Annotated in this window: 17 protein-coding genes; 8 read left to right on the top strand and 9 right to left on the bottom strand. The window is 70.2% G+C overall.

Annotated elements, in window-relative coordinates; all coding sequences use genetic code 11:
* Positions 1-112 precede the first annotated feature (112 nt).
* From BIU99_RS12435 to BIU99_RS12405, 7 genes are all read right to left on the bottom strand, one after another.
* Entirely contained in the window at positions 113-1,855 is a 1,743-nt protein-coding gene (locus BIU99_RS12435) for a DUF5605 domain-containing protein (RefSeq protein WP_071261462.1), read from the bottom strand.
* A gap of 90 nt (positions 1,856-1,945) precedes the next feature.
* Positions 1,946-4,771 (bottom strand): family 78 glycoside hydrolase catalytic domain, encoded by a 2,826-nt coding sequence (locus BIU99_RS12430; RefSeq protein ID WP_071261461.1) that lies wholly within the window; start codon positions 4,769-4,771, stop codon positions 1,946-1,948.
* Positions 4,768-7,245, bottom strand: coding sequence for a beta-glucosidase (locus BIU99_RS12425; RefSeq protein WP_071261460.1), 2,478 nt, complete (start codon positions 7,243-7,245; stop codon positions 4,768-4,770). The genes BIU99_RS12430 and BIU99_RS12425 overlap by 4 nt, the downstream gene beginning before the upstream one ends.
* A 153-nt stretch (positions 7,246-7,398) precedes the next feature.
* Complete coding sequence (locus BIU99_RS12420) at positions 7,399-8,250, bottom strand: ATP-binding cassette domain-containing protein (protein WP_064295413.1); 852 nt, start codon at positions 8,248-8,250, stop codon at positions 7,399-7,401.
* Positions 8,247-10,106, bottom strand: a complete 1,860-nt coding sequence (locus tag BIU99_RS12415; protein ID WP_071261459.1) for a dipeptide/oligopeptide/nickel ABC transporter permease/ATP-binding protein — start codon at positions 10,104-10,106, stop codon at positions 8,247-8,249. Before BIU99_RS12415 ends, BIU99_RS12420 begins: the two co-directional genes overlap by 4 nt.
* Positions 10,103-11,044 (bottom strand): ABC transporter permease, encoded by a 942-nt coding sequence (locus BIU99_RS12410; RefSeq protein WP_064295411.1) that lies wholly within the window; start codon positions 11,042-11,044, stop codon positions 10,103-10,105. The genes BIU99_RS12415 and BIU99_RS12410 overlap by 4 nt, the downstream gene beginning before the upstream one ends.
* A 207-nt stretch (positions 11,045-11,251) precedes the next feature.
* On the bottom strand, positions 11,252-12,772 hold the full coding sequence (locus tag BIU99_RS12405; RefSeq protein ID WP_071261458.1) for an ABC transporter substrate-binding protein: 1,521 nt from the start codon (positions 12,770-12,772) through the stop codon (positions 11,252-11,254).
* A gap of 97 nt (positions 12,773-12,869) precedes the next feature.
* On the opposite strand from BIU99_RS12405, the gene BIU99_RS12400 reads away from it, so the two are divergent.
* The gene (locus BIU99_RS12400) at positions 12,870-13,580 is read left to right on the top strand and encodes a TetR/AcrR family transcriptional regulator (protein ID WP_254773617.1); all 711 of its coding nucleotides are present in this window, start codon (positions 12,870-12,872) and stop codon (positions 13,578-13,580) included.
* A gap of 96 nt (positions 13,581-13,676) precedes the next feature.
* Here BIU99_RS12400 and BIU99_RS12395 read toward each other — a convergent pair whose 3' ends face one another.
* On the bottom strand, positions 13,677-14,807 hold the full coding sequence (locus BIU99_RS12395; protein WP_071261457.1) for a VanZ family protein: 1,131 nt from the start codon (positions 14,805-14,807) through the stop codon (positions 13,677-13,679).
* Positions 14,808-14,924: 117 nt separating this feature from the next.
* On the opposite strand from BIU99_RS12395, the gene BIU99_RS12390 reads away from it, so the two are divergent.
* Positions 14,925-15,524: an NAD(P)H-dependent oxidoreductase gene (locus BIU99_RS12390; RefSeq protein WP_071261456.1), complete on the top strand. Its 600-nt coding sequence runs from the start codon at positions 14,925-14,927 to the stop codon at positions 15,522-15,524.
* Positions 15,525-15,576: 52 nt separating this feature from the next.
* Here BIU99_RS12390 and BIU99_RS12385 read toward each other — a convergent pair whose 3' ends face one another.
* Entirely contained in the window at positions 15,577-16,314 is a 738-nt protein-coding gene (locus BIU99_RS12385; protein WP_064295407.1) for a FadR/GntR family transcriptional regulator, read from the bottom strand.
* A gap of 140 nt (positions 16,315-16,454) precedes the next feature.
* Here BIU99_RS12385 and BIU99_RS12380 point away from each other — a divergent pair, with 140 nt between their 5' ends.
* Genes BIU99_RS12380 through BIU99_RS12355 form a run of 6 tightly spaced genes read left to right on the top strand, consistent with a single transcriptional unit; the run spans position 16,455 to position 22,548 of the window.
* On the top strand, positions 16,455-17,834 hold the full coding sequence (locus BIU99_RS12380) for an MFS transporter (protein WP_231884344.1): 1,380 nt from the start codon (positions 16,455-16,457) through the stop codon (positions 17,832-17,834).
* The gene (locus BIU99_RS12375) at positions 17,831-19,615 is read left to right on the top strand and encodes a dihydroxyacetone kinase family protein (protein ID WP_071261455.1); all 1,785 of its coding nucleotides are present in this window, start codon (positions 17,831-17,833) and stop codon (positions 19,613-19,615) included. Before BIU99_RS12380 ends, BIU99_RS12375 begins: the two co-directional genes overlap by 4 nt.
* Complete coding sequence (locus tag BIU99_RS12370) at positions 19,612-20,082, top strand: ribose-5-phosphate isomerase (protein ID WP_071261454.1); 471 nt, start codon at positions 19,612-19,614, stop codon at positions 20,080-20,082. Before BIU99_RS12375 ends, BIU99_RS12370 begins: the two co-directional genes overlap by 4 nt.
* Positions 20,082-20,885: a triose-phosphate isomerase family protein gene (locus tag BIU99_RS12365; protein WP_071261453.1), complete on the top strand. Its 804-nt coding sequence runs from the start codon at positions 20,082-20,084 to the stop codon at positions 20,883-20,885. Before BIU99_RS12370 ends, BIU99_RS12365 begins: the two co-directional genes overlap by 1 nt.
* Entirely contained in the window at positions 20,882-21,679 is a 798-nt protein-coding gene (locus tag BIU99_RS12360; RefSeq protein ID WP_071261451.1) for a sugar phosphate isomerase/epimerase, read from the top strand. Before BIU99_RS12365 ends, BIU99_RS12360 begins: the two co-directional genes overlap by 4 nt.
* Entirely contained in the window at positions 21,676-22,548 is an 873-nt protein-coding gene (locus BIU99_RS12355; protein WP_079704514.1) for a phosphogluconate dehydrogenase C-terminal domain-containing protein, read from the top strand. Before BIU99_RS12360 ends, BIU99_RS12355 begins: the two co-directional genes overlap by 4 nt.
* The last annotated feature ends 208 nt before the right edge of the window (positions 22,549-22,756 follow it).

Below are 22,756 nucleotides of genomic sequence, written 5' to 3'. Positions count from 1 at the left end.
AACGGTGTGGAGACGGTGTGGCGGGGCGGGTTGCTCGGCACTTCGACAGGCTCAGTGACCGGGGGAAGTAGCTTGGTGACCGGGGAGGGCCTCGGCTCCGCGGTCGGGGCGCCTACTCCACGAGGCGGAGGCGGACCGCCATGAACTGCCGACCGGGCAGCTCGACGCGCACCGTGCCGGAGTGCGTCCCTGGCAGGGTCTCGACCGTCATGTTCCAGGTGTCGAGCACGTCGACGTGGAACTCGCCCTCGGGGAGGAAGACGTTGCGGAACCGCGGCCGGTTGAAGCCGAAGTAGCCGATGACGTAGCGGCCGGCCACCCCGCCCCACGGCACGTCCCAGTCGCCGGGCAGCGGGTCGAGGACGCCCGTCGGGGACTCCGCCGAGATGCGCTCCAGGAACGCGATGCGGTCGGGACTCGAACCGATGAGCGGCCCGCCCTTCGACCAGAACAGCTCCTCCCGGTCGTTGAGGTAGGTCTCGCCGTGGCCGACGTAGCCGCCGCGGATCGCACCCTCCCAGAACCGTCGCACCATCTCCTCGCCGGTGATGTTGCCCCAGCCCTGGTCGATGTCGCCCTCGTAGGCGCACTCGTCGATGACGATCGGCTTGCCCCACTGCTCGCGCCAGGCGTCGGTGTTCTCCGCGGTCCGGTAGACGTCGACGCGCTGCACGCTGCAGTGCGTGATCCACGGCTTGGTGTAGTCGTAGAACCCCTGGCAGTTGTGGATGGAGTTGAGGTGGCCGTGCGGGTCCTCCGCGCCGACGACCGTCGCGAGCCGCTCCCAGTCGTCGTTCGTCTTCGCCCAGAGCAGGTCGTACTCGTTCGCCATCGACCACCACACGTTCGCGAACGCGGCGAGCCGGCGGACGGCGTAGCGGAGGTACCGTTCGTCGACGGCCGGACCGAGGTCCGCGAAGCCCCAGCGGTCGTAGGCGTGGAAGAGGATGAGGTCCGCTTCGATGCCGAGCGCGCCGAGCTGGGTGATGCGGCGCTCGAGGTTCGCCCAGTAGGCCGGGTCGAACCGCTCGTGGTCGAACCCGTCCGCGAGCGAGCCGACGAAGGGGAACGTCTCCGGCTCGTTCGCGTTGTAGAGGTACGACTTCGGGAACACGCACATGCGGATCTTCGTGAACGGCGCGGCCTCCAGGGCGCGCAGCGTCTGCTCCTGCAGTTCCTCGGGCTGGTGCGTCCAGGCGTAGGCGGTCGTGCCGAGCGGGCGATGGCGGGTGCCGTCCGCATGGGCGAAGTGGTAGCCGTCGACGCGCACCGGTCCGTGGCTGTCCGTCGCCGCGGCCGACACGGTGAACATGCCGGCGACGCCGTCGAGCGAGCGGGCGGTCGAACTCGTGGTGAACGACCACTCGCCCTGCTCCTCGGCGAGCAGCCGCACCAGGTACCGGCCGTCGCCGTCGTAGAACCCGCCGAGGGTGAGCTCGCGTGCACCGTTCGTGAACGTCGCGCCGAGTTCGACGTCGACGAACGGGTGGCCGTGCGACGGCCCGTCCAGCCGGATCTCCACGACGCCGTACTGCGGGACGTCGCCGGGGACCGTCAGGGTCGCCGAGCCGCGCTGGACGTCCTCGCCCTCGTAGTCGGGAGCGGGCTCGATCGCGGCGCCGTAGGGTGCGCGGGCCTCGGGACCGTCGTCGACCTGTGCGAGCGCCGCCCAGAGACGATCCTTCGCCGCGTCGTCCTGGAGCTCGGGCACGATCGCCGACAGCTGCCCGAGCCGGATGCTCCGGAATTGCTTGGCCATCGGCGATGCGGCGATGCCGGGCAGGAACTGCTCGAGGACGGTGCGACCCGCCGGGCTCTCGATGACGTCTCCGAAGGCGGAACTGCGGTCGAACATGGATCTCCTGTGATCGGCCGAGCGGGTCGGCGGCGGGGTGCTACTGGTGCAGGCGGTGCGAGTGTTGCACGTGGAACGGTCGAGTGGGGGTTATCGCGCAACTCCTGGTGCCGGAGTGGCTGCAGCCAGCGCCGCGTCCACGTCGTCGAGCATCGACGGCGGCGTGAACATGAGGAGCTGACGGACGGTCCGACCACGACTCCACTGGGTGCCGCGGCGGATGTCGTCGGCCTTGGCCTGATCGTGGGCACCCACCGAGCGCAGGAGGGCGTCGTACGCAGCCGGTCGGTCGATGATCTCGGAGAGCGGCGAGTCGAGGCCGAGCGTGATGTCGTCGGGAGTCGAGCCGGCGTCCGTGACCTCGACCGTCCAGTCGTGACGACCGGACCCGATCGTCTCCTCGGGGGCACCCGGCAACGCGACCGTCGCCGTCGTGTTCGGCGGCACGACCGCCGACACGCGGAGTGAGGACCCATCGCGTCGCCACGCCACCGACGCCTCGCCGTAGGGCGTGACATGTCGGGCCTCGGCGTGGTCGAGCCCGTCGATCGGCCGCGGCGCGATCCGGAGTTCGCGGTAGCCGGGAGCCGCGGGTACGAGGCCGGCCACGGTGCGGTGCAGCCAGTCGGCGACGGCGCCGAGCGCGTAGTGGTTGAACGAGGTCATCTCGCCCGGGTTGACCGAGCCGTCCTCGAGCAGGCTGTCCCAGCGCTCCCAGATCGTGGTCGCGCCCTTGGTGACGGGCGAGAGCCAGGACGGGTTCTCGGTCTGGAGCATGAGGCGGCCGGCCGCGCGGAGGTGTCCGCCGTCGGCGAGTGCGTCGGTGATGAGTGGCGTCCCCACGAAACCGGTGCCGATGCGGTAGCCGTCGGCGCGGACGAGGTCGGCCAGGCGGTCCGCGAGGCGTTGTCGGACGGTGGGATCGTCGACGACGTCGAACCGCAGGGCGAGGGCGTACGCGGTCGGCGCGTCGGACATCATCCGGCCGCCGGGCGTCACGTACTCGGCGGCGAAGGCCGCCCGACTCCGCTCTGCCAGGTCGCCGTACCGCTCGGCGTCCGCCGTCTCCCCGAGGAGCCCGGCGGTGTCGGCGAGGATCCGGAGGGATCGCGCGTGATAGGCGCTCGCGACGATGTCCGAGTCGACCCTGGCCTTCGCCGGCTGGTCCGGCGGCGCGCTCGGGTCGAGCCAGTCGCCGAGCTGGAAGGTGTTCGACCAGAGACCGTCGGTGCTCACCCGGAGGACGGCCTCCACCCAGGAGCGCATCGACGGGTACTGCTCGCGCAGGATCCCGAGGTCGCCGTAGCGCTCGTGGAGCACCCACGGCACGACGGTCGCCGCGTCGCCCCAGGCCGCGGTCGGACCGCCACCGGCGAAGCCCGACAGCGCGGCCGGGACCACCATCGGGACGACACCGTCCTGGTGTCCCTGCTCGAGCGCGAGGTCGCGCAGCCAGGAGTCGAGGAAGGCTGAGCTGTCGTAGAGGAAGCTCGCGGTCGGGGCGAAGACCTGCAGGTCACCCGTCCAGCCGAGTCGTTCGTCGCGCTGCGGGCAGTCGGTCGGGATGCTCAGGAAGTTGCCGCGCATGCCCCAGACGACGTTCTCGTGGAGGCGGTCGAGCAGCTCGTGCGAGGAGGAGAACCAACCCGTCCGCGTGAGGTCGCTGTGGAGGACGACGGCGGTGACCGACGCCGGGTCGAACGTGCCCGGCCAGCCGTCGATCTGCGCGTAACGGAAGCCGTGGAAGGTGAAGCGCGGCTCGATCGTCTGCTCGCCGTCGCCCGAGAGCGTGACGTGGTCGGTGGCCGCGGCGTTGCGGAGCGGACGCAGGGCGAGTTCGCCCTCGTCGAGGACCTCGGCGTGCCGGAGCGTGAGCGTCGTGCCCCGCGGGCCGGCGACGGTGAGCCGGAGGCGGCCGACGAGGTTCTGGCCGAAGTCGAGGATGGTCGAGCCCGACGGCGAGGTGAGCACCTCCGCCACCGCGCGCTCCTCGATGCGACGGACGGGCGCGGCGATGCGGGCCTCCGGTACCGGGTGCGTAGCGTCGTCGACGAGGGCCGGGGCCCAGGTGGACGCGTCGGACGCCGTCGTCGACCAGCCGGGTTCGGCCAGGGTGGTGTCGATCGCCTCACCGGCGTAGATGCCGCTGTCGACGAGCTCGGCACCGTCGGCCGCCGACCAGCTCGCATCGGTGACGAGCGTCTCCGTCGTCCCGTCGAGGTAGTCGAGCTGCAGCTGGGCGGCGAAGCGTGGCTGGTCGCCGTAGATCCGCTCGGCGAACTGGAAGAACCCGTAGCGCTCGGTGTACCAGGCACCGGCGACGGTCGCGGCGAGGACGTTCTCGCCCGGCTCGACGAGCGCGGTGACGTCGACGGTCTCGTGCACGAGGCGGTCGCCGTAGGCGGTCCAGCCGGGAGAGAGGACGTCCTCCGAGGTGGGAACCCCGTTGAGCTGCGGTTCGGCGGCACCGAGGGCGGTCCAGAAGAGCCGGGCGCGACGGACGGGCTGCTCGACGGTGAAGGCACGGCGCACCCGGATCGGCTGCGCCGGACGCCCGGGCGCCGCGAGACCGATGAAGCGGGCGGTCCAGGCTTCGTCGGCGAGGAACGCGGCCTCGACGACGGTCGGCTCGCTCCAGGGTGTCTCCTCACCGGCGGTCGACGCGGCACGGACCTCGACGGTGCGCACCTCGTCCGGCGCGAGCGGGGTGAACGGCCAGGAGACGAGGACGGAGTCGCGGCCCTCGACGCGCGCCGTGGCACCACTGCCGTCCCGGAGCTCGGCCCAGGCCTGCACCCAGCCGGAGCCAGCGGTCTCGACGGTCCAGCTCAACCGTGGCGTCGGTGTCGCCACCGCGGGACTGTCGTCACGGGTCTCCGCCCGCAGCCGACCGATCCGCGCCACGTGCGCGGTCATCGGGAGGTCCCTGCCGCGATGGTGACGACGTGCTCGTCCACGAGGTCGACGACGGACGATCCGATCCGGAGGGTGACGTCACCTGGCTCGACCTGCCAGCCGTCCGCCCAGTGGGCGAAGATCCGCGCAGGCAGGGCGACCTCCCAGGCGACCGATTCGCCGGCGCCCGCGCGGACGACGGCCGATCCGACGAGCCAGCGTACGGGGCGGTCGACCGAGGAGTCCGGTCGCTCCGCGTACACCTGCACGACGTGCTTGCCGGCGCGGTCACCGGTGTTCGTCGCGGTCCCGGAGACGCGGGCGTCACCGGAGGCGACGTCACCCGAGACCTCGCCACCGTCGATGGACCAGCTCGTGTACCCGAGCCCGTGCCCGAACCAGTAGGCGGGCGTGGCACCCGAGCGGAGCCATGCGCGGTAGCCGATGTGGATGCCCTCCTCGTAGCGGAGCACGCCGTCCACCGGGGTGACGTCGAGCACCGGGACGTCGTCGAGCGTCGCAGCCCAGGTGGTGCTCAGGCGACCGCCGGGTTCGGCGACACCGAGGAGCACGTCGGCCAGGGCGTTGCCCATCTCCTGCCCGCCGAACCAGCCGAGGAGCACGGCGGCGACCTCGTCGCTCCAGGGGAGCAGGACCGGGGCGCCGGAGTTGACGATCACGACGGTGCGCGGGTTCACAGCGGCGACGGCCCGGACGAGCTCGTCCTGACGGCCGGGGAGCGTGAGGTCGCTGCGGTCCCAGCCCTCTGATTCGACCTTCGAGTTCGTGCCGACGACCACGACGGCGACATCGGCCGCGCGGGCCGCCTCGACCGCCTGGGCGATGAGGGCGTCGGGGTCGGAGTCGTCGGGAGCGCGACCGACGGTGACGCTGATCGCGCCGAGACCGTTCTCGCTCGGGGAGAGGTCGAACTCCGCGCGGAGTTCGACGGCGACGTCGGCCTGGGCGGCGAACGCCCCCGTCGCCGACGGCGGGGCGAGCAGCGCCGCGCCGAGGTCGTTCCCGACGACCACGGGTTGCTCGTCGACGAGGAGGACGCCGTCGACGAAGAGCCGGCCGTGGAGCCCCGTGGCGAAGCCGAGCCGCAGCTGCTCGGTGGCCTCCGGTGTGTACGTGGTGGTGAGCACGAGCTGCGACGCCGTGGTGACCGGGGCGTCGCCGCCGAACCAGACGAGCGCGGTGGAACGGCGGTCCTCGGTGAAGAGTTCCGCACCGTCGGCGTCGAGGAAGGTGGCGACGAGACCGGGGTCACCCGTGCGAGGGTTGGTGAGGCGCTCGAGCGGCAGTTCTGCGACGCCCTCCTGCACGATCGCGCCGACGGCGTAGTCGATCGTCGCCTCGGGGAGCGCGAGTCGGAGCCCCTCGAGCGGGCTGACGGTGTGTTCGGGGAGGACCGTCGCACTGCCACCGCCCTGGGTGCGGGAGTCGCGGGCATTGTGCCCGATGACGGCGACGCGGGTGAGCGTGGCCGCGTCGAGGGGCAGGGTGCCGTCGTTGTCGAGGAGCACGACGCCCTCGGTCTCGGCCTCGCGGGAGAAGGCGACCCCGTCGACCGGGGCCGGTGCCAGCGCCTCGTCACCGAGTGCGCCGACGCGGACCGCGAGGGCGAGGAGTCGGGCGACCTTGCGGTCGACGTCGGATTCGGCGACGCGTCCGTCGCGGACGGCCTCGACGAGTGCCGCGCTCCATGCGGGAGCGGGACCGGGCATGGCGAGGTCCTGCGACGCCGGCGCCGAGCCGAGGCTGCGGACGCCGGTCCAGTCGCTGACGACGATGCCGTCGAAGCCCCACTCCGAGTTGAGCGGCGTCTCCAGCAGGTCGTTCTCGCTCATCGTGACGCCGTCGACGGAGTTGTAGGCGCTCATGATCGCCCAGGTGCCGGCCTCGGTCACCGTGCGCTCGAACGGCGCGAGGTAGAGCTCGCGGAGGGCGCGCTCGCTCGCTTGCACGTCGACCGTGAAGCGGTCGGTCTCGGAGTCGTTGGCGACGTAGTGTTTGGGGGTCGCGGCGACGCCGTTGTCCTGCAGGCCGCTGACGTAGGCGGCCGCGAGCGAACCGGTGAGTTCCGGGTCCTCGCTGAACGCCTCGAAGTGCCGCCCGCCGATCGGTGAGCGGTGGAGGTTGATGGTCGGGCCGAGGACGACGTCGACGCCCTTGCGGCGGGCCTCGGCCGCCGCGACGGCGCCGTATCGGTAGGCGAGCGACGGGTCCCAGGAGGACGCCAGCGCGGTCGCCGACGGGAGGTTGATCGACGGCGAGCGCTCGTCCCACAGCGGACCGCGGACGCCGGCCGGGCCGTCGGACAGCACCATGGCGCGCAGGCCGATCTTCTCGAGCGGGACCGTGGTCCAGAAGTCGGCGCCGGAGACGAGTGCGACCTTCTCCTCGAGGTCGAGCCGGGCGACGAGGGCGTCGATCGCCGCGGTGTCGACGGGCTTCGTGGCGGCGGCGTGCCGGGGAGTGGTGATGGTCATGCGATGTGGGTCCGTTCTGGGGTGGCCCTTCGACAAGCTCGGGGACCGGTTGTGGGGTCTCGGGGACCGATGGTGGGTGGGTCTCGGGAACCGGATGGTGCGCCCGGCCGGCCAGGTTCCTGGCCCCGGCCGACCGGGCGGTCGAAGCGACGGTCAGGCGGCGGACTCCGCCGCACGCTGCTCGTCGATGAGGCGGCGGCGCTCCACCCGGCGGTCCTCCTGGCGGTCCGGGTCGGGGATCGGTGCCGCCATGAACAGGCGCTGTGTGTAGGGGTGGGCCGGGTGCGCCGTCACCTGGTCGCCGTCGCCGGACTCGACGATCTCCCCGTGGTACATGACCGCCACGCGGTGGCTGATGTGCCGGACGACCGCGAGGTCGTGCGAGATGAACAGGTAGGCGACGCCCGTCTGTTCCTGGATGTCGATGAAGAGGTCGAGGACCCGCGCCTGCGTCGACAGGTCGAGGGCCGACACGGGCTCGTCGCACACGATGAGCTTCGGATCGAGGGCGAGCGCCCTGGCGATCGCGATGCGCTGCCGCTGGCCGCCCGAGAATTCCCGGGGGAGCCGTGAGGCCGCGCCGGTCGGCAGCTGCACCTGGTCGAGCAGGGAGCCGACGCGCTTGCGGGCGTCAGCACCGGAGACGCCGCGGACGGTGAGCGGCTCGGTGAGGATCTGCTCGATCGTGAGCGAGGGGTTGAGCGAGGAGTACGGGTCCTGGAACACGACCTGGATCTCCGAGCTCAGCGCCCGGCGCTCCTTGCGCTTCAGGTGCCCGATCTCCTGGTCGCGGTAGCGGATGCTGCCGCCGGTGACCGGGGCGAGGCCCAGCACGGCGCGACCGAGCGTGGTCTTGCCGGAGCCGGACTCGCCGACGAGGCCGACGGTCTCACCGGGCTTGATGTCGATCGATACGCCCTTGAGCGCCTTGAACGACTGGGCGCGGAACCCCTTGCCCGGGTACTCGACTTCGAGGTCCTTCACCTCGAGCAGTGACGACGTCATCGGGTCTCTCCTGTCAGGTTCGTCGCGAGTGCCGGTCGGGCGGGACCCTCGTCGAGGATCGCGCCGAGCAGCGACTGCGTGTACGGGTGCTGCGCGTGGTTGAAGATCGAGCGCACCGGCCCGGTCTCCACGATGAGGCCGTTCTGCATGACCGAGACGCGGTCGCAGAGGTCGGCGACCACACCGAAGTTGTGCGTCACGAGGAGCATCGCCATGTGGCGTTCCGCCTGGAGGTCGCGCAGCAGGTCCAGGACCTCGGCTTGCACGGTCACATCGAGCGCGGTGGTGGGCTCGTCGGCGATGATGATGTCCGGGTCCGTCGAGACGGCGCCGGCGATGAGCACACGCTGCGCCATACCGCCCGAGACCTCGTGCGGGAATGCGGCGAAGGTGCGCTTGGGGTTCGGGATGCCGACCCGCTCGAGCAGGGCGAGTGCCTTGTCCGTCGCCTCCTTCTTGCTGAGGCCGAGGGTGACGCGCAGGGGTTCAACGAGCTGGCTGCCGATCGTGAACGCCGGGTCGAGGTTCGACATCGGCTCCTGCGGGATGTAGCCGATGCGCTTGCCGCGGATGGCCGTGTACTCGCGCTCCCCGAGGGTGTCGAGCCGGGTGCCCTCGTATCGGATCGTCCCGTCGGTGACCCGACCGCCGCGCGGCAGGAGCCCGAGGACACCCCATGCGGTCTGGGTCTTGCCCGAGCCGGACTCACCGATGAGGCCGTGGACCTCGCCCTTGCGGATGTCGAGGTCGACGCCGTGGACCACCTCGGTCACGCGCCCGCCCTCCTGGTCGTAGCCGACGCGGAGGTCGCGGACGCTGAGGACGAGCTCCTCGGCGCGGACGGCGGCGCGGGCGTCGTCGTCGTGGCGGATGGGCGGGACACCGACGATCTCGTCCTCGCTGATCCCGGAAGTGCTGATCGACTGCGTGACGATCGTGTTCGAGCCCGTCTTCGACGTCGTCACGATCTTGCGACGGCGCCGGCGGACGGACACGGTGCGCTCGAGCTCGTCACGCATCGCGTTGGCGAGCAGGGTGAGCGCGATGCAGGTGAGCGCGATCGCGAGCGACGGCCACACCATGAGGATCGGTGCCTTGTAGATGTTCGTGAAGCCGTCGTTGAGCATCGAGCCCCAGGTCGGCACCGACAGGTCGCCGAGACCGAGGAACTCGAGGCCGGACTGGATCGCGATGGCGATGCCCGCGATGATCGCCGACTGGATGATGATCGGTGCGCGGACGACCGAGAGGATGTGCTTGCCGATGATGCGCGGGTCGCTGAGTCCCGAGACCCGGGCGGCGTCCACGTAGAGCTCGGAGCGGACGGCCGTGACCGCGGCGTAGACGAGGCGGAAGTAGGAGGGCGAGAGCAGGATGCCGAAGATCGCCATCGAGATCCAGACCGACGGGCCGAGGACGGCGCGGGCGGCCAGCAGGACGACGATGCCGGGCAGCGCCATGATGAGGCCCGTGAACCACGAGGACACGGAGTCGAACCACCCCTGGTAGTACCCGGCGATCAGCCCGGCGACGACCCCGATGACGATCGCGACGACGAGGGCGAGGAGTGCTGCGGCGACGCTGATCTGGGTGGCGGCGAGCAGGCGGGAGAACACGTCGCGCCCGGCGCTGTCCGCTCCGAGGAGGTGGTCGGCACTCGGTGGCGCCAGGACCTGCTGCAGGGACGCGAGGTTCGGGTCCTGCGGGGCGATGAGCGGTCCGAAGATGGCGACGACCCCGATGAGTACGAGGAACACGAGGGACGCGGCGCCGATCGGGCGTTTGAGGAGCCGACGTAGGAGGTTGACGCGGACCTGCGGCGTCGGGACGGTGAGGGGGGTTTCGATGGCGGTCATGACAGTCGCACCTTCGGGTTGAGCGCAGCCTGCGCGAGGTCGATGAGCAGGTTGACGACGACGACGATGATGGCCGTCGCGATGACGACCCCCATGACGATGGGGATGTCGCCCTGGGTCGTGGCCTGCACGGCGAGCTGTCCGATGCCCGGGAGGGCGAAGATCTGCTCGATGATGACGGCGCCGCCGAGGAGGCCGATGAACTGCACGGCGAGGACGGCGAGGGCGGGGCCGCCGGCGTTCCGCAGCACGTGCTTGTAGATGACGCGCCCCGTACCGAGCCCGCGGCTGCGGAGCGTCCGGACGTAGTCCTTCGACATCGCGTCGACGACGGAGCCGCGCACCTGCTGCGAGACCGTCGCGATGGCGCCGATCGCGAGGGCGATGATCGGCAGCGTCACCGAGGCGACCCAGCCGGAGAAGGACGTGGTGATCGGGATGTACCCGGTGGCTTTGAACAGGCGGAGGTTGATCGCGAAGGTGATGACGAGCACGAGCGCGATGAGGAAGCTGGGGATCGCGAAGCCGATGACGGAGATGAACTGGACGACGTTGTCGATCCATCCACCGCGACGGGCGGCGAGGACACCGAGGATGACGGACACGATCGCGGCGATGATGGTCGCGCCGAGCACGATCGAGAGGGTGACGGCGAGGCGGCCGGTGACGCCCGAGGACACGAGCTGGCCGGTGAACCACGAGCGGCCGAGGTCGCCCTGGAAGGCGGAGGCGATCCAGTCGAGGTACTGCACCGGCAACGGGCGGTCGAGGCCGAGTTCGGCGGCCTTCTTCGCGACGGTCTCGGTGGTGGCGCTCTGGCCGAGGATCCGGCGGGCGATGTCGCCGCCGCCGAGGTAGAGGAGGGAGTACGCGATCACGGAGATCACGAAGATGAGGACGACGCCGGACACCAGGCGTCTGAGGATGAATCCGAGCATGGGTCACTCCAGGAAGTGGGTGAGTGAGGGGTGTTGGGGCCGGCCCGCCCGAGCGCTGGACACTCTGGCGGGCCGGGGTCGATACGACACGTGCGACCGGTCGGTCCCGGTGCCGGAGCCTGTCGACGGGCGGGCCTGTGACGGGTTCCGGTTCCGGTCCCTGAGCCTGTCGAAGGGCGGACCCGCGACAGGCTCAGGACCAGCGGACTACTTCGGCTGGATGTCGTAGATGGACGGGTACGCGTTCGTCGGGATCATCTTGACGGTCGTGTTGGCGTCCGTCGCGAAGCTGCCCTGCACCCGGTAGAACGGGGCGAACCACGCCTGCTCGACGATGTACTGGTTCAGTTCCTTCGCGACCTTGCCCTGCGTCGCCTCATCGCCGTACTGGATCTGCTTGATGTACTCGTCGACCTTCGGGTCGTCGTACTTGAAGGGGTTGAAGACGGCGTTCGGGGCGATCATGAACTGGATGAGCTGCCAGTCCGGGTTCTGCTCCAGCGCCATGAAGGAGACGGGGAACTTCGGGGCCAGGAGGTCGGCGATGAAGTTGTTGCCCGGGTCCGTGTACTCGGCGGTGATCCCGACGTCGGCCAGCTGCTGCGAGATCAGCGTGTAGGTGGTGGCGCCGAGCACCGTGGAGGACGGCATCGAGAGCGTCAGACCGTCGGCGTAACCCGCCTCGGCGAGCAGCTCCTTGGCCTTCTCGGGGTCGTAGCCGTAGCGGTCGTCGAGCGACTTGTCGAAGGCGGGGGAGTTCTCCGGGAAGACCTGACCCGTGACCGTGCCGTTGTCGTTCTGCAGCGCCTTGAGCAGGGCCGGGCGGTCGAACGCGTAGTTGATGGCCTGGCGGACGCGGACGTCGGCGATCGCCGGGTTCATCGTGCCGGCGCGGTCGAGGAGCAGCATGCCCTGGAAGTCGAGCTCGTTGGCGTTGACGGTCCAGCCGGCGCCCTCGACCTCGGCGAGGTTGTCGTTGTTCGCGAGCTTGATGCCGTTGACCTCGCCCGACTTGACGGCGTTCAGGCCGGCGGTCGCGTCCTGGAGGACGTTGATGGTCAGCTTGTCGTAGTGCTGCCAGTCCTTGTTCCAGTAGTCGGGGTTCGCGGTGTAGCTGTAGCTCGTGCCGGTGACGGTCGCGGCCGTGTCGAGCACGTACGGTCCGGAGCCGACCGGGTTGGTGGCGAGGTCGGGGCTGTCGAACGACTCCGCACTGGCGATCAGGCCGGGGTCGCGGGTGAGGTAGTTGAGCATGGCCGGGTCCGGCGCACTCAGGGTGATGACCACGGTGGTGTCGTCGGGCGCCTCGACGGAGGCGACGCCCGCGAAGTAGCCGGCGTCGGGGGAGGTTCCGGTCTTGAAGCGCTCGAGGTTCTGCTTGACGACGTCGGCGGTGAGCTTCGACTTGTCGGTGAAGGTGACATCGTCGCGGATCTTGAGCGTCAGGACGGTGTTGTCGTCGTTGTACTCGTAGGAGGTCGCGAGCGACGGCACGATCTCGCCGTCGGCGGTGGCGACGAGCAGGGTGTCGAAGACGGCCTGGTAGAAGGGCGAGCGGTTGCCCCATTCGGAGCCGGCCGGGTCGAACGTGGTGGGGGGAGTGATCGCACCCAGGATCAGGGTGCCACCGGAGCCGCTGTCAGAGCCGGAGGTGCTACCGGAGCATCCGGTGAGCACGAGTGCAGCAGCGGTGACCGCGACGGCTGCGGTCGTCTTCCATCGGAACATCTTTGTCCATTCGCTGTGAGCAATCCCTCATCGGATCGCTGGTGATTGAGGACGCTAGCACGAAAGCCGAGTGGTCACTAGCTTTTTGTTTTCGACCATGTCACAGTTGGATCACGACCAGGCCGCGGCGTTCGACGGGGAACGCGCTATCGTGAAGCCGTCCGAAGGGGGAGGTCGTCCGATGACATCGGTCAAGACCGGGAACAAGCCGCAGGGGAAGCCCCGCGGCGCATATGCGAAAACCGGTATGAAGCGCGTCGCGATCCTCGACGCCGCGCTCGCCGTCTTCGCCAACGGGGGATATCGCGCGGGTTCGCTTCGGGAGGTGGCCGCGCAGGTGGGGATGAGCGAGGCAGGACTCCTGCACCACTTCCCGAACAAGAGCGCGCTGCTCGCCGCCGTGCTGTCCCACCGCGACGACCTCTCGGCGACGCTCGTCCCGATGGACGGCGACGACCCGATCGAGACGCTCCGGGGCTTGGTCGCACTCGCCCGGTACAACGCTTCCGTGCCCGGCGTGGTCGCGCTCTACTGCACGCTCTCGGCGGAGGCGACCTCGCCCGACCACCCGGCGCACGACTACTTCGTCGAGCGCTACGAGGGCACGCGCGCGCGGCTCGAGCGCACCTTCGGGTTGCTCGTCTCCGCAGGACGCGTGCGGGCCGGCTTCCCCACCACCAGCGCGGCGTTCATGACCCTCGCGCTCATGGACGGCCTGCAGGTGCAGTGGCTGCTCGCACCGGAATCGGTCGATATGGCGGACGAGCTCCACGCCTTCCTGTCGGGGCTCCTCGGTACCGAGCTCTAGGCGCCGAGCGGCCGGCGCGGCACCAGGAGGTCCGCCCCGGGGCAGGAGCCTTCGAGCGAGTGCGTCCGGCTGCGGCGCTGATCTCCTGCTGTCGCGCTACGGCGTCGTCGCCCGTGCGTCGCGCAGGTCCGTGCCGACGGAGACGTACGAGACGCCGCGGCGGTGCCGGGTGAACGGTACGGAGACGACGGCCGTGGCGACGATGACGAAGCTGAGGATCCCGACGATCCCGACGATCGTCTGCGTGAGGCTGCTCGTGGCGTCGGGTATCTGCGCGGCGGTCGTCGTGGCGATGTACGGCAGGGCCACGACGGACCCGCGGTAGAGGCGCCGCGCCGCCGATCCGCGTCCGTCCGGCCACTGCGGAGCGAGCCAGACGAGGCGTTGCCCGAGCGACGCGCCGCTCCCGATGAGCGCCGGCAGCACGATCACGAGGACGACCGTGCCCGCACCGATGCTGAGCACCTCGGGCAGCGTCGGGTCGTTGGCGGTCCCGGTCGCACCCGTGAGCAGGACGCGTGGGACGACGAACACGAGCGACAGCACCGTGATCGACAGGTTCACGGCGAACGCGTCGAGGACCATACCGAACCAGCGTCGCCAGACGGTGATCGGTCGCGCCCGGTCGCGGGTGGCGCGAAGGGCTCGCGCGCTCGGCATCCACCCGAGGACGATCGGGGCGATGAGCGCTCCGATCGCGGCGCCCGCCGTGTTCGTGATCACGTCGTCGACGTCCGCCACCCGGTAGGCGCATTCGTACAAGCCCCAGATGCCCGTGTACTGCGTCGACTCGATCAGCAGGGAGACGAGCGCCCCGAGCAGGATGGAGACACCGAGCCCACGGTTCCAGTACCGCCGCGCGATGGCGCCGAACGGGATGAACAGGATCACGTTCAGGACGACCTGGAGGAACGCGTGGCTCGTCAGCGTGCTCAGGACCGAGAGCCCGGCGGTCTCCCGTGCGATGTCACCGATCGAGTGCCCGGGGATCAGCTCGAGCGCCCCGTGGGCCGTGCTGCAGTTCGCGCGCTCATCGGGCAGTGGCAGCAGCGTGTAGGCGACGAGGGCCACCGCGTAGACACTGACCGCCGCAGCACCGATCACCCGAGGGAGCGACATCTGGCCGTAGCGACGGAGCTGCACGAGCAGGATCGGACCGAGGACGGCGAAGAAGATCACCGTGCCGCCGACGAGTCCGACCCACGCCTGCCATGTCCACCCGCTCATTCCGACAACTGTAGGGCGCTCGCCGCGCCGTCGGCATCAGTCGGCGGACGGACCCCGGTCATCCTGCAGAGGGTGCCGAACGGCGGATCCCGCGCTCGATGCAGGCGATGATGGAGTGTGCCGACGCTCATCGTGACCACCCATCCCGACCCCGACTCCCTCACCCATCACCTCGCCCAGCGGCTCGCGCACGAGCTGCGTTCGACCTCGGACCCGACCGGCGTGGAGGTCGCGGACCTGGCTGCGGAGGGCTTCGACCCGCGATACACGCTCGCCGACCGCCACACCTACCGCGTCGGCGGGGACTTCGCCCCGGACGTGGCCGCCGAGCAGGAGCGGCTCGACCGGGCCACCGACCTCGTGCTCGTGTTCCCGGTGTACTGGTGGTCGGCGCCCGCGCTCCTCAAGGGCTGGTTCGACCGCGTGTTCGTCAACGGGTGGGCGTTCGGCCTCGACGCGGACGGCGGAATCGTCCGGAGGCTCGACCGCCTGCGTGTGCACCTCGTGCCGATCGCGGGCGACGACGCCGGGGTCTACGACCGCCACGGCTACGAGCAGGCGATGCGGACGCAGCTCGAGCACGGCATCGTCGACTTCTGCGGCGCTCGCCGCGGCGTGACGACCTTCGTCCATGACTCGGAGGGCGAGGACGCCGACGCGCGGACGCGCGCGGTCGAGGCCGCGGTGGGCACGGTCGTCGAGGCGATCCGCGCCTGACCGCCCTTGGATGGCTCAGAGACCAGGCCCGGTCACTGAGCCTGTCGAAGTGCTACGCCGTGAGGGTGCGGTTGAGGCGCTCGGTCGCGGTGTCCATGTGGTGCTGCATCGCAGCCGTGGCCGCCGCGGGGTCGCCCGACATGATCGCCTCGTAGACGGCCTCGTGCTCCTCGAAGGCGCGCTGGGCGTCGACGTCCTCGTGGATGCCGCGCTCCACCCAGATGCGGAGGAGCGAGCGGATGCTCTGCAGGAGGTCGGAGAGCACGCGGTTCCCGGTGGCCGAGGCGAGCTCCAGGTGGAACTTCAGGTCGGCCTCGATGAACTTGGTGCGATTGGCGCCCGCCTCGCTCATGGCGGTGAGGTGGTTGCGCAGCCGGTTGCGTGCCATGTCGTCCATGCGCGTCGCGGCGAGGCCGGCGGCGAAGACCTCCAGCTGACCGCGCACCTCGATGAGTTCGCGGGTCCGCGGCTCGCCGAGCATGAGGCCCCAGCTGAGCGTCTCGGGGAGGAGTTCGGAGACGCTGCCGCGGAGGTAGGTGCCGCTGCCCGGGCGGACGTCAACGACGCCGAGGATCTCGAGCGCCGCCAGGGCCTCGCGGACGGCGGACCGCCCGATGCCGAGGGACGCGGCGAGCTGACGCTCCGGTGGGAGGCGGGTCCCCGGGGCGATCTCACCGCTCGTGAAGTGGTCGAGTAGGCGCTTCGCGACGGCGGAGACGGCGGATCCCACGGCGACCGGTCCGAGGCTGGACGAGATGTCGTCGGTCGGCCGATCCGGGAACGCAGGCATGGGTTCACTGTATCGCGGCGGGTCGGCATGCCCGGAGCCCACTGCTTGAATTGGTCAACCGGTTGATGTATCGTTCATTCCGGTCCGGCCCGGACCACGCCCTGCCCGCGGCATCGATGCCGCCCACCCGAGGAGTCATAGTGGACACCACCGCCCCCGCGGCCAACCCGGCTGTCGAGCGATCAGCCATCCGGAAGGTCTCGATCCGTCTCGTGCCGTTCGTGGCGCTGATGTTCTTCATCAACTACCTGGACCGCACCGCGATCGGCTTCGCCGCCCCCAACGGCATGAACGAGGACCTCGCGCTCTCCGCCGCCCAGTTCGGCTTCGCGTCCGGCGTCTTCTTCATCGGCTACATCCTGCTCGAGGTGCCCAGCAACCTCGCGCTCAACAAGTTCGGTGCCCGCCGCTGGCTCGCCCGCATCATGGTCACCTGGGGTATCGTCGCGGTCCTGTTCACCTGGGTCGCCAACTTCGAGCAGCTCGCGATCCTCCGCTTCGTGCTCGGTGTCGCCGAAGCCGGTTTCTTCCCCGGAGCGATCCTCTTCCTGAGCCTCTGGGTCCCGGCCAAGCACCGCAGCAAGATCCTCGCCCTCTTCTACCTGGCGCAGCCGCTCACCACCGTCATCGGCGCACCCCTCGCCGGGTGGCTCATCGGTCAGCACGGCGTGTTCTTCGGTCTCGAGGGCTGGCGCTTCATGTTCCTCGGCGTCGGGCTCCCGGCCATCCTCATCGGTGTCATCGCCTGGTTCTACCTGAAGGACCGTCCGTCCGAGGCCAAGTGGCTCACCCCCGAGGAGCAGACCTGGCTCACCGCGGCTCTCGCACACGAGAAGGCCACCACGGAGCAGAAGCAGGGCCACGTCAGCCTCAAACACGCGTTCACGAGCGGTCGCGTCTGGATGCTCGCGTTCATCTACTTCGGCTTCATCTACGGCCTCTACGCGCTCGGCTTCTTCCTCCCCACGATCATCGAGGGCTTCCAGGAGACGTTCGGAACCGAATTCAACGTCATGCAGAAGGGCCTCATCACGGCGATCCCGTACGTGCCGGCCGCCATCGCCCTGTACTTCTGGTCTCGTGACGCGACGCGCCGTGGCCTGAAGACCTGGCACATCGTGATCCCCGCGATCGTCGGTGCCGTGAGCATCCCGCTCGCGCTCTTCGCCAACTCGCCCGCCCTCACCATCGCGATCATCGCGGTCACCGCCATGGCGATCTTCGCCGCGCTGCCCAACTTCTGGACGCTGCCCACGCAGTTCCTCACCGGTGCGGCAGCGGCCGCTGGTATCGCGCTCATCAACACGGTCGGCAACCTCGCCGGGTTCTCGGCGCCGTACATCACCGGTGCCGTCGCGGACCTCACCAAGGTCGGCGACACCCCGCAGTACGTCGTCCCGATGTTCATCGTCGGTGGCTTCATGATGATCTCCGCCACGCTCATGGTGATCCTCTCGAAGCAGCGGAGCTCTCGCGAGCTGCGCGTCTCGCACGACGACCTCACGGGTAAGACCCGATGACGCGCCTCTTCAACGACCCGGCGGACTTCGCCGATGAGATGATCGACGGCTTCGTCGCCGCGAACCGTGACCAGGTCCGGCGCGTGACCGGTGGTGTCGTCCGGAGCACCCGGACGCCCGAGGGCACGGTCGCGCTCGTCATCGGCGGTGGCTCCGGCCACTACCCGGCGTTCGGCGGCATCGTCGGCCAGGGCCTCGCGCACGGTGCGGCGATGGGCAACCTGTTCGCGTCGCCGTCCGCCCATCAGGTCGAGTCGGTCGCGAAGGCGGCGCAGCGCGGGGGCGGCGTCCTCCTCAGCTACGGCAACTACGCGGGCGACGTGCTCCACTTCACCCAGGCGCAGGACGCGCTGAATGCAGCGGGCATCCACACCCGGAGCGTCGCCGTCACCGACGACATCTCGAGCGCGCCCGTCGCTGAGAAGCACAAGCGTCGCGGTATCGCGGGCGACCTCACCGTCTTCAAGTCGGCCGCCGCCGCGGCCGAGGCGGGCTACGACCTCGACGAGGTCGTCCGCGTCGCCACCCACGCGAACGAGCGCACCCGGTCCTTCGGCGTCGCGTTCAGCGGCTGCACCCTGCCGGGCGCGACCGAGCCGCTGTTCACCGTGCCCGAGGGGCGCATGGCGGTCGGCATGGGCATCCACGGCGAGCCCGGCATCGACGAGACCGACGTGCCGACGGCCGATGAACTCGCCACCCTGCTCGTCTCCTCGCTGCTCGCGGAACTGCCCGAGGGCGTCTCCGAGGCCACCGGCGCTCGCGTCGGCGTCATCCTCAACGGCCTCGGCTCGGTGAAGTACGAGGAACTGTTCGTCGTCTACCGTGCGGTCGCCGCGCAGCTCGAGGCCGCAGGGGTGGAGATCGTCGACCCCGAGGTCGGCGAGCTCGTCACGAGCTTCGACATGGCGGGCGTCTCGCTCACGCTCTTCTGGCTGGACGAGGAGCTCGAGGGCTTCTGGGCGGCCGGCGCCGACACCCCCGCCTACCGCAAGGGCGTCGTCGCAGCGGCCGAACAGCTCGACCCGTCGGAGATCGTCGCCGAGACGGCTGCCGAGATCCCCGCCGCCTCCGACGCGTCCCGGGCCGCCGCCGCGGTCGTGGTCGAGGCCCTCGACGCGCTCGTCCAGGTCATCGACACGAACGTCGAGGAGCTCGGCCGGATCGACGCCGTCGCGGGCGACGGTGACCACGGCATCGGCATGCAGCGCGGTGCTCGTGCCGCCGTCACCGCCGCACACGCCGCCGCCGATGCCGGGGCCGGTGCCCACACCGTCCTGCACCTGGCCGGCGACGCCTGGGCGGACCGCGCCGGCGGCACGTCCGGTGCCCTGTGGGGCCTCGCGCTCCGCTCGGTCGGAACCGCCCTCGGTGACGAGGCCGCACCAGGGCGCACCGACATCGCGACCGGCGTGCAGGCCGCGGTCGACGGCATCATGTCGTTCGGCAAGGCCGAGGTCGGACAGAAGACGATGGTCGACGCGCTCGTGCCGTTCACCACCACGTTGCGTGCAGCCGTCGCCGACGGTTCCGACCTCGTCGCCGCTTGGACGACCGCCGCTGCGGCTGCCTCGACCGCTGCCGCTGAGACGGCGGACCTCCTGCCGAAGATGGGCCGCGCCCGTCCGCACGCGGAGAAGAGCCTCGGTACGGTCGACGCCGGTGCCTACTCGTTCGGCCTGATCGTCACGGCGATCGTCCCCGTCCTCGAGCGCGCCGCCGGCACCACTACGCCGGACGGCTCCACCAGCACCACCACCAACGAAGGAGTACACGCATGACCGATCAGCTGCGCATCGTCATCGGCTCGGATGACGCCGGGTTCGACTACAAGGAGATCGTCAAGCGCGACCTCGAGCAGCACGACGGCGTCGCCTCGCTCGTCGACGTGGGCGTGGACGCCGATGGTCACACCGCCTACCCGCGTGTCGCCATCGCCGCTGCCGAGCTCGTCGCGTCCGGCGAGGCCGACCGCGCGCTCCTCTTCTGCGGCACCGGCCTGGGCGTCGCGATCGCCGCCAACAAGGTCGCCGGCATCCGCGCCGTCACGGCACACGACAGCTTCTCCGTCGAGCGCGGTGTCCTCAGCAACAACGCGCAGGTCCTGACGATGGGCCAGCGCGTCATCGGCATCGAGCTCGCCCGCCGCCTCGTCCGCGAGTGGCTCACCTACCGCTTCGACGAGACCAGCGCGAGCGCCGAGAAGGTCGCCGTCATCGGTGAGTACGAGGCGACGGGCTCCTGCTGATGACCGCCTCCCCGTCGACCGCGAGCACGTCGACCGCGCCCCGCGTGGTCGGTGTGAGTCTGAAGATGTACTTCGGCCATGCGCAGACCCTCGAGTGGATCGAGCAGGTGGGCGCCTTGGCCCGTCGGCACGAGGCCGTGGTCGATGGTCGCGTGCGACTGTTCGTCATCCCCGGCTACCTCGCGGTCGCGCCGTCGGTGGCGGCCCTCGCCGGGACGGGCGTGCTGGTCGGAGCACAGGACCTCGCGAGCGCGGACCGTGGCGCGTTCACCGGTGAGGTCGGCGGCCCCGAGCTCGCCGAGGTCGGCGTCGCCGTGGTCGAGGTCGGCCACGCGGAGCGTCGTTCGCTCTTCGGCGAGACCGACGAGGTCGTCGCCGAGAAGACCGCCGCGGCCCTCCGCAACGGACTCTCACCGGTCCTCTGCATCGGCGAGGTCGAGCGCACGACGCCCGAGGCGGCTGCGACGGAGTGCGTGCGCCAGCTGGACTCCGCGCTCGCCGATGCCGTGGCTGGGCCGGTGATCGTCGCGTACGAGCCCGTGTGGGCGATCGGTGCGGCTGAACCCGCGTCTGCCGAGTACGTGCGAGCCGTCGGCGCGATCCTGAAGCGATCGATCGCCGAGCGCGCCGACCGGGTCGGCAGCTCCGTCATCTACGGCGGCAGTGCGGGCCCCGGTCTGCTGACCGCGCTCGGTGACGACGTCGACGGTGTGTTCCTCGGACGCTTCGCCCACGACGTCGCGGCGCTCGAGGCCGTGCTCGACGAGGCCCTTCGACAGGCTCAGGGACCGAGGACAGCATGATCGGCTTCGGCACCTACACCTTCTTCTGGGAGGGCTCCGAGCTCGCTCCCGAGCGCTTGAGCGTCATCGGCATGATCGAGCGCACGGCCGACGCCGGCGTCGAGCTCTTCCAGATCTGCGACGACGCCCGCATCGAGTCGATGCCCGACGATGAGCTGCGCCGGATCGCCGAGGTCGCCCGCGAGCGCGGGGTCGCCCTCGAACTCGGGACGAAGGGGATCGCGGTCGCGCACCTCGAACGCTTCCTCCACATCGCCACCGTGCTGGGCGCGAAGCTCCTGCGCAGCATGGCGACCTCCGGCGATGACCGGCCGTCCCACGCGGACGCCGTCGATCGACTCCGCACGGTGCTTCCGGCGTTCGAGGCGGCCGGCGTGACGATCGCACTCGAGACCTACGAGCAGCTGTCGTCGCAGGAGCTCGTCGACCTCGTGACCGCCGTCGACCACCCGAACCTCGGCATCTGCCTCGACCCCGCCAACACCGTCGCCCGGCTCGAGCACCCGAGTGACGTCATCGAGCGCACCGCTCCGTACGTCCGCAACATCCACGTCAAGGACTTCGCGTTCACCCGCCGGGGCGGCTGGGTCGGCTTCACCCTCGAGGGTGCCCCGCTCGGCACCGGCCTGCTCGACTACCCAGCCCTCACCGCCGTCGTCCGACCGGACGAGCGCGGTGTCAACCAGATCATCGAACACTGGCTCCCGCTCGGCGACTCCATCACGGAGACGATCGAACTCGAGCGCACGTGGACCGCACACAACCTGCAGTACCTGAGAGAAGGAAGATCATGACCGACACCACCACCGTCGCGGACCAGCTCACCATCGCCGTCATCGGCGCGGGCGGCAAGATGGGCATGCGCGTCTCGAACAACCTCGTGAAGACCAGCCACACGGTCTTCTACAGCGAGGTCTCGCCCGCCGGCCAGGAGCGTGTGACCGAGGCCGGTCGCGAGCTCACCGAGACCGACGCGGCCGTCACCGACGCCGACGTCGTCATCCTCGCCGTCCCGGACCTCGCCCTGAAGGCCGTGTCCGCCGGCGTCGTCCCGCTCATGAAGTCGGGCGCCGTGCTCCTCACGCTCGACCCGGCCGCCGCGTACGCGGGTCTGCTGACCCGTCGCGACGACGTCATCCAGGCCGTCACGCACCCCTGCCACCCCTCCGTCTTCGTCGAGCGCCACACGCCCGAGGAGTACGCGGACACCTTCGGTGGCATCGCCGCCCTCCAGGACGCCATCGCGGCGATCGAGTCCGACGACGCTGAGAAGCAGGCGCAGGTCGAGGCCGTCGTCCGGGCGATCTTCGCCCCCGTCGGCGAGGTCCACTGGGTCACGGTCAAGCAGCTCGCGCAGCTCGAGCCGACCCTCGTGGAGACGATCGCCTGCATGATCGGCGCGCTCCTCAAGGAGTCGCTCGACGAGGCCGTCAACACCATGGGCGTGCCGGAGCCGGCCGCTCGTGCGATCCTCCTCGGCCACACGCAGGTCGCCCTCGCGAACTCGCTCAAGGGCGACAACCCGTTCTCCGACGCGTGCCTCATCGCGATGGACTACGGCCGCAGCGCGATCATCAAGGACGACTGGAAGAAGGTCTTCCAGGACGACGAGCTCGACAAGAACCTCGCCGCCATGCTCCACCTCGACAAGATCGAGCGGTAACCCGCTTCCCCAACTGTTCGCAATTCAGGACGTGCCCGGTGCGTCGGCCCGCTCCCTCCCCCGATCCGGGTCGGCGCGCCGCGGCCGTCCTGAATTGCGAACGTCACATGCGGTCAACCGGTTGTGCCGGATAGGCTGCAGACGACCCGATGTCGCACCCGCGACAGCCATTGCGACACCCGAGACGACACCCTCGCAACACCGCACG

The sequence above is a fragment of the Plantibacter sp. MMLR14_011 genome, assembly GCF_001865025.1.
GTDB lineage: Bacteria > Actinomycetota > Actinomycetes > Actinomycetales > Microbacteriaceae > Plantibacter > Plantibacter flavus_A.
The sequence above is the reverse complement of the archived record's forward strand: the minus strand, read 5'-3'. Positions and strand labels throughout refer to the sequence as shown.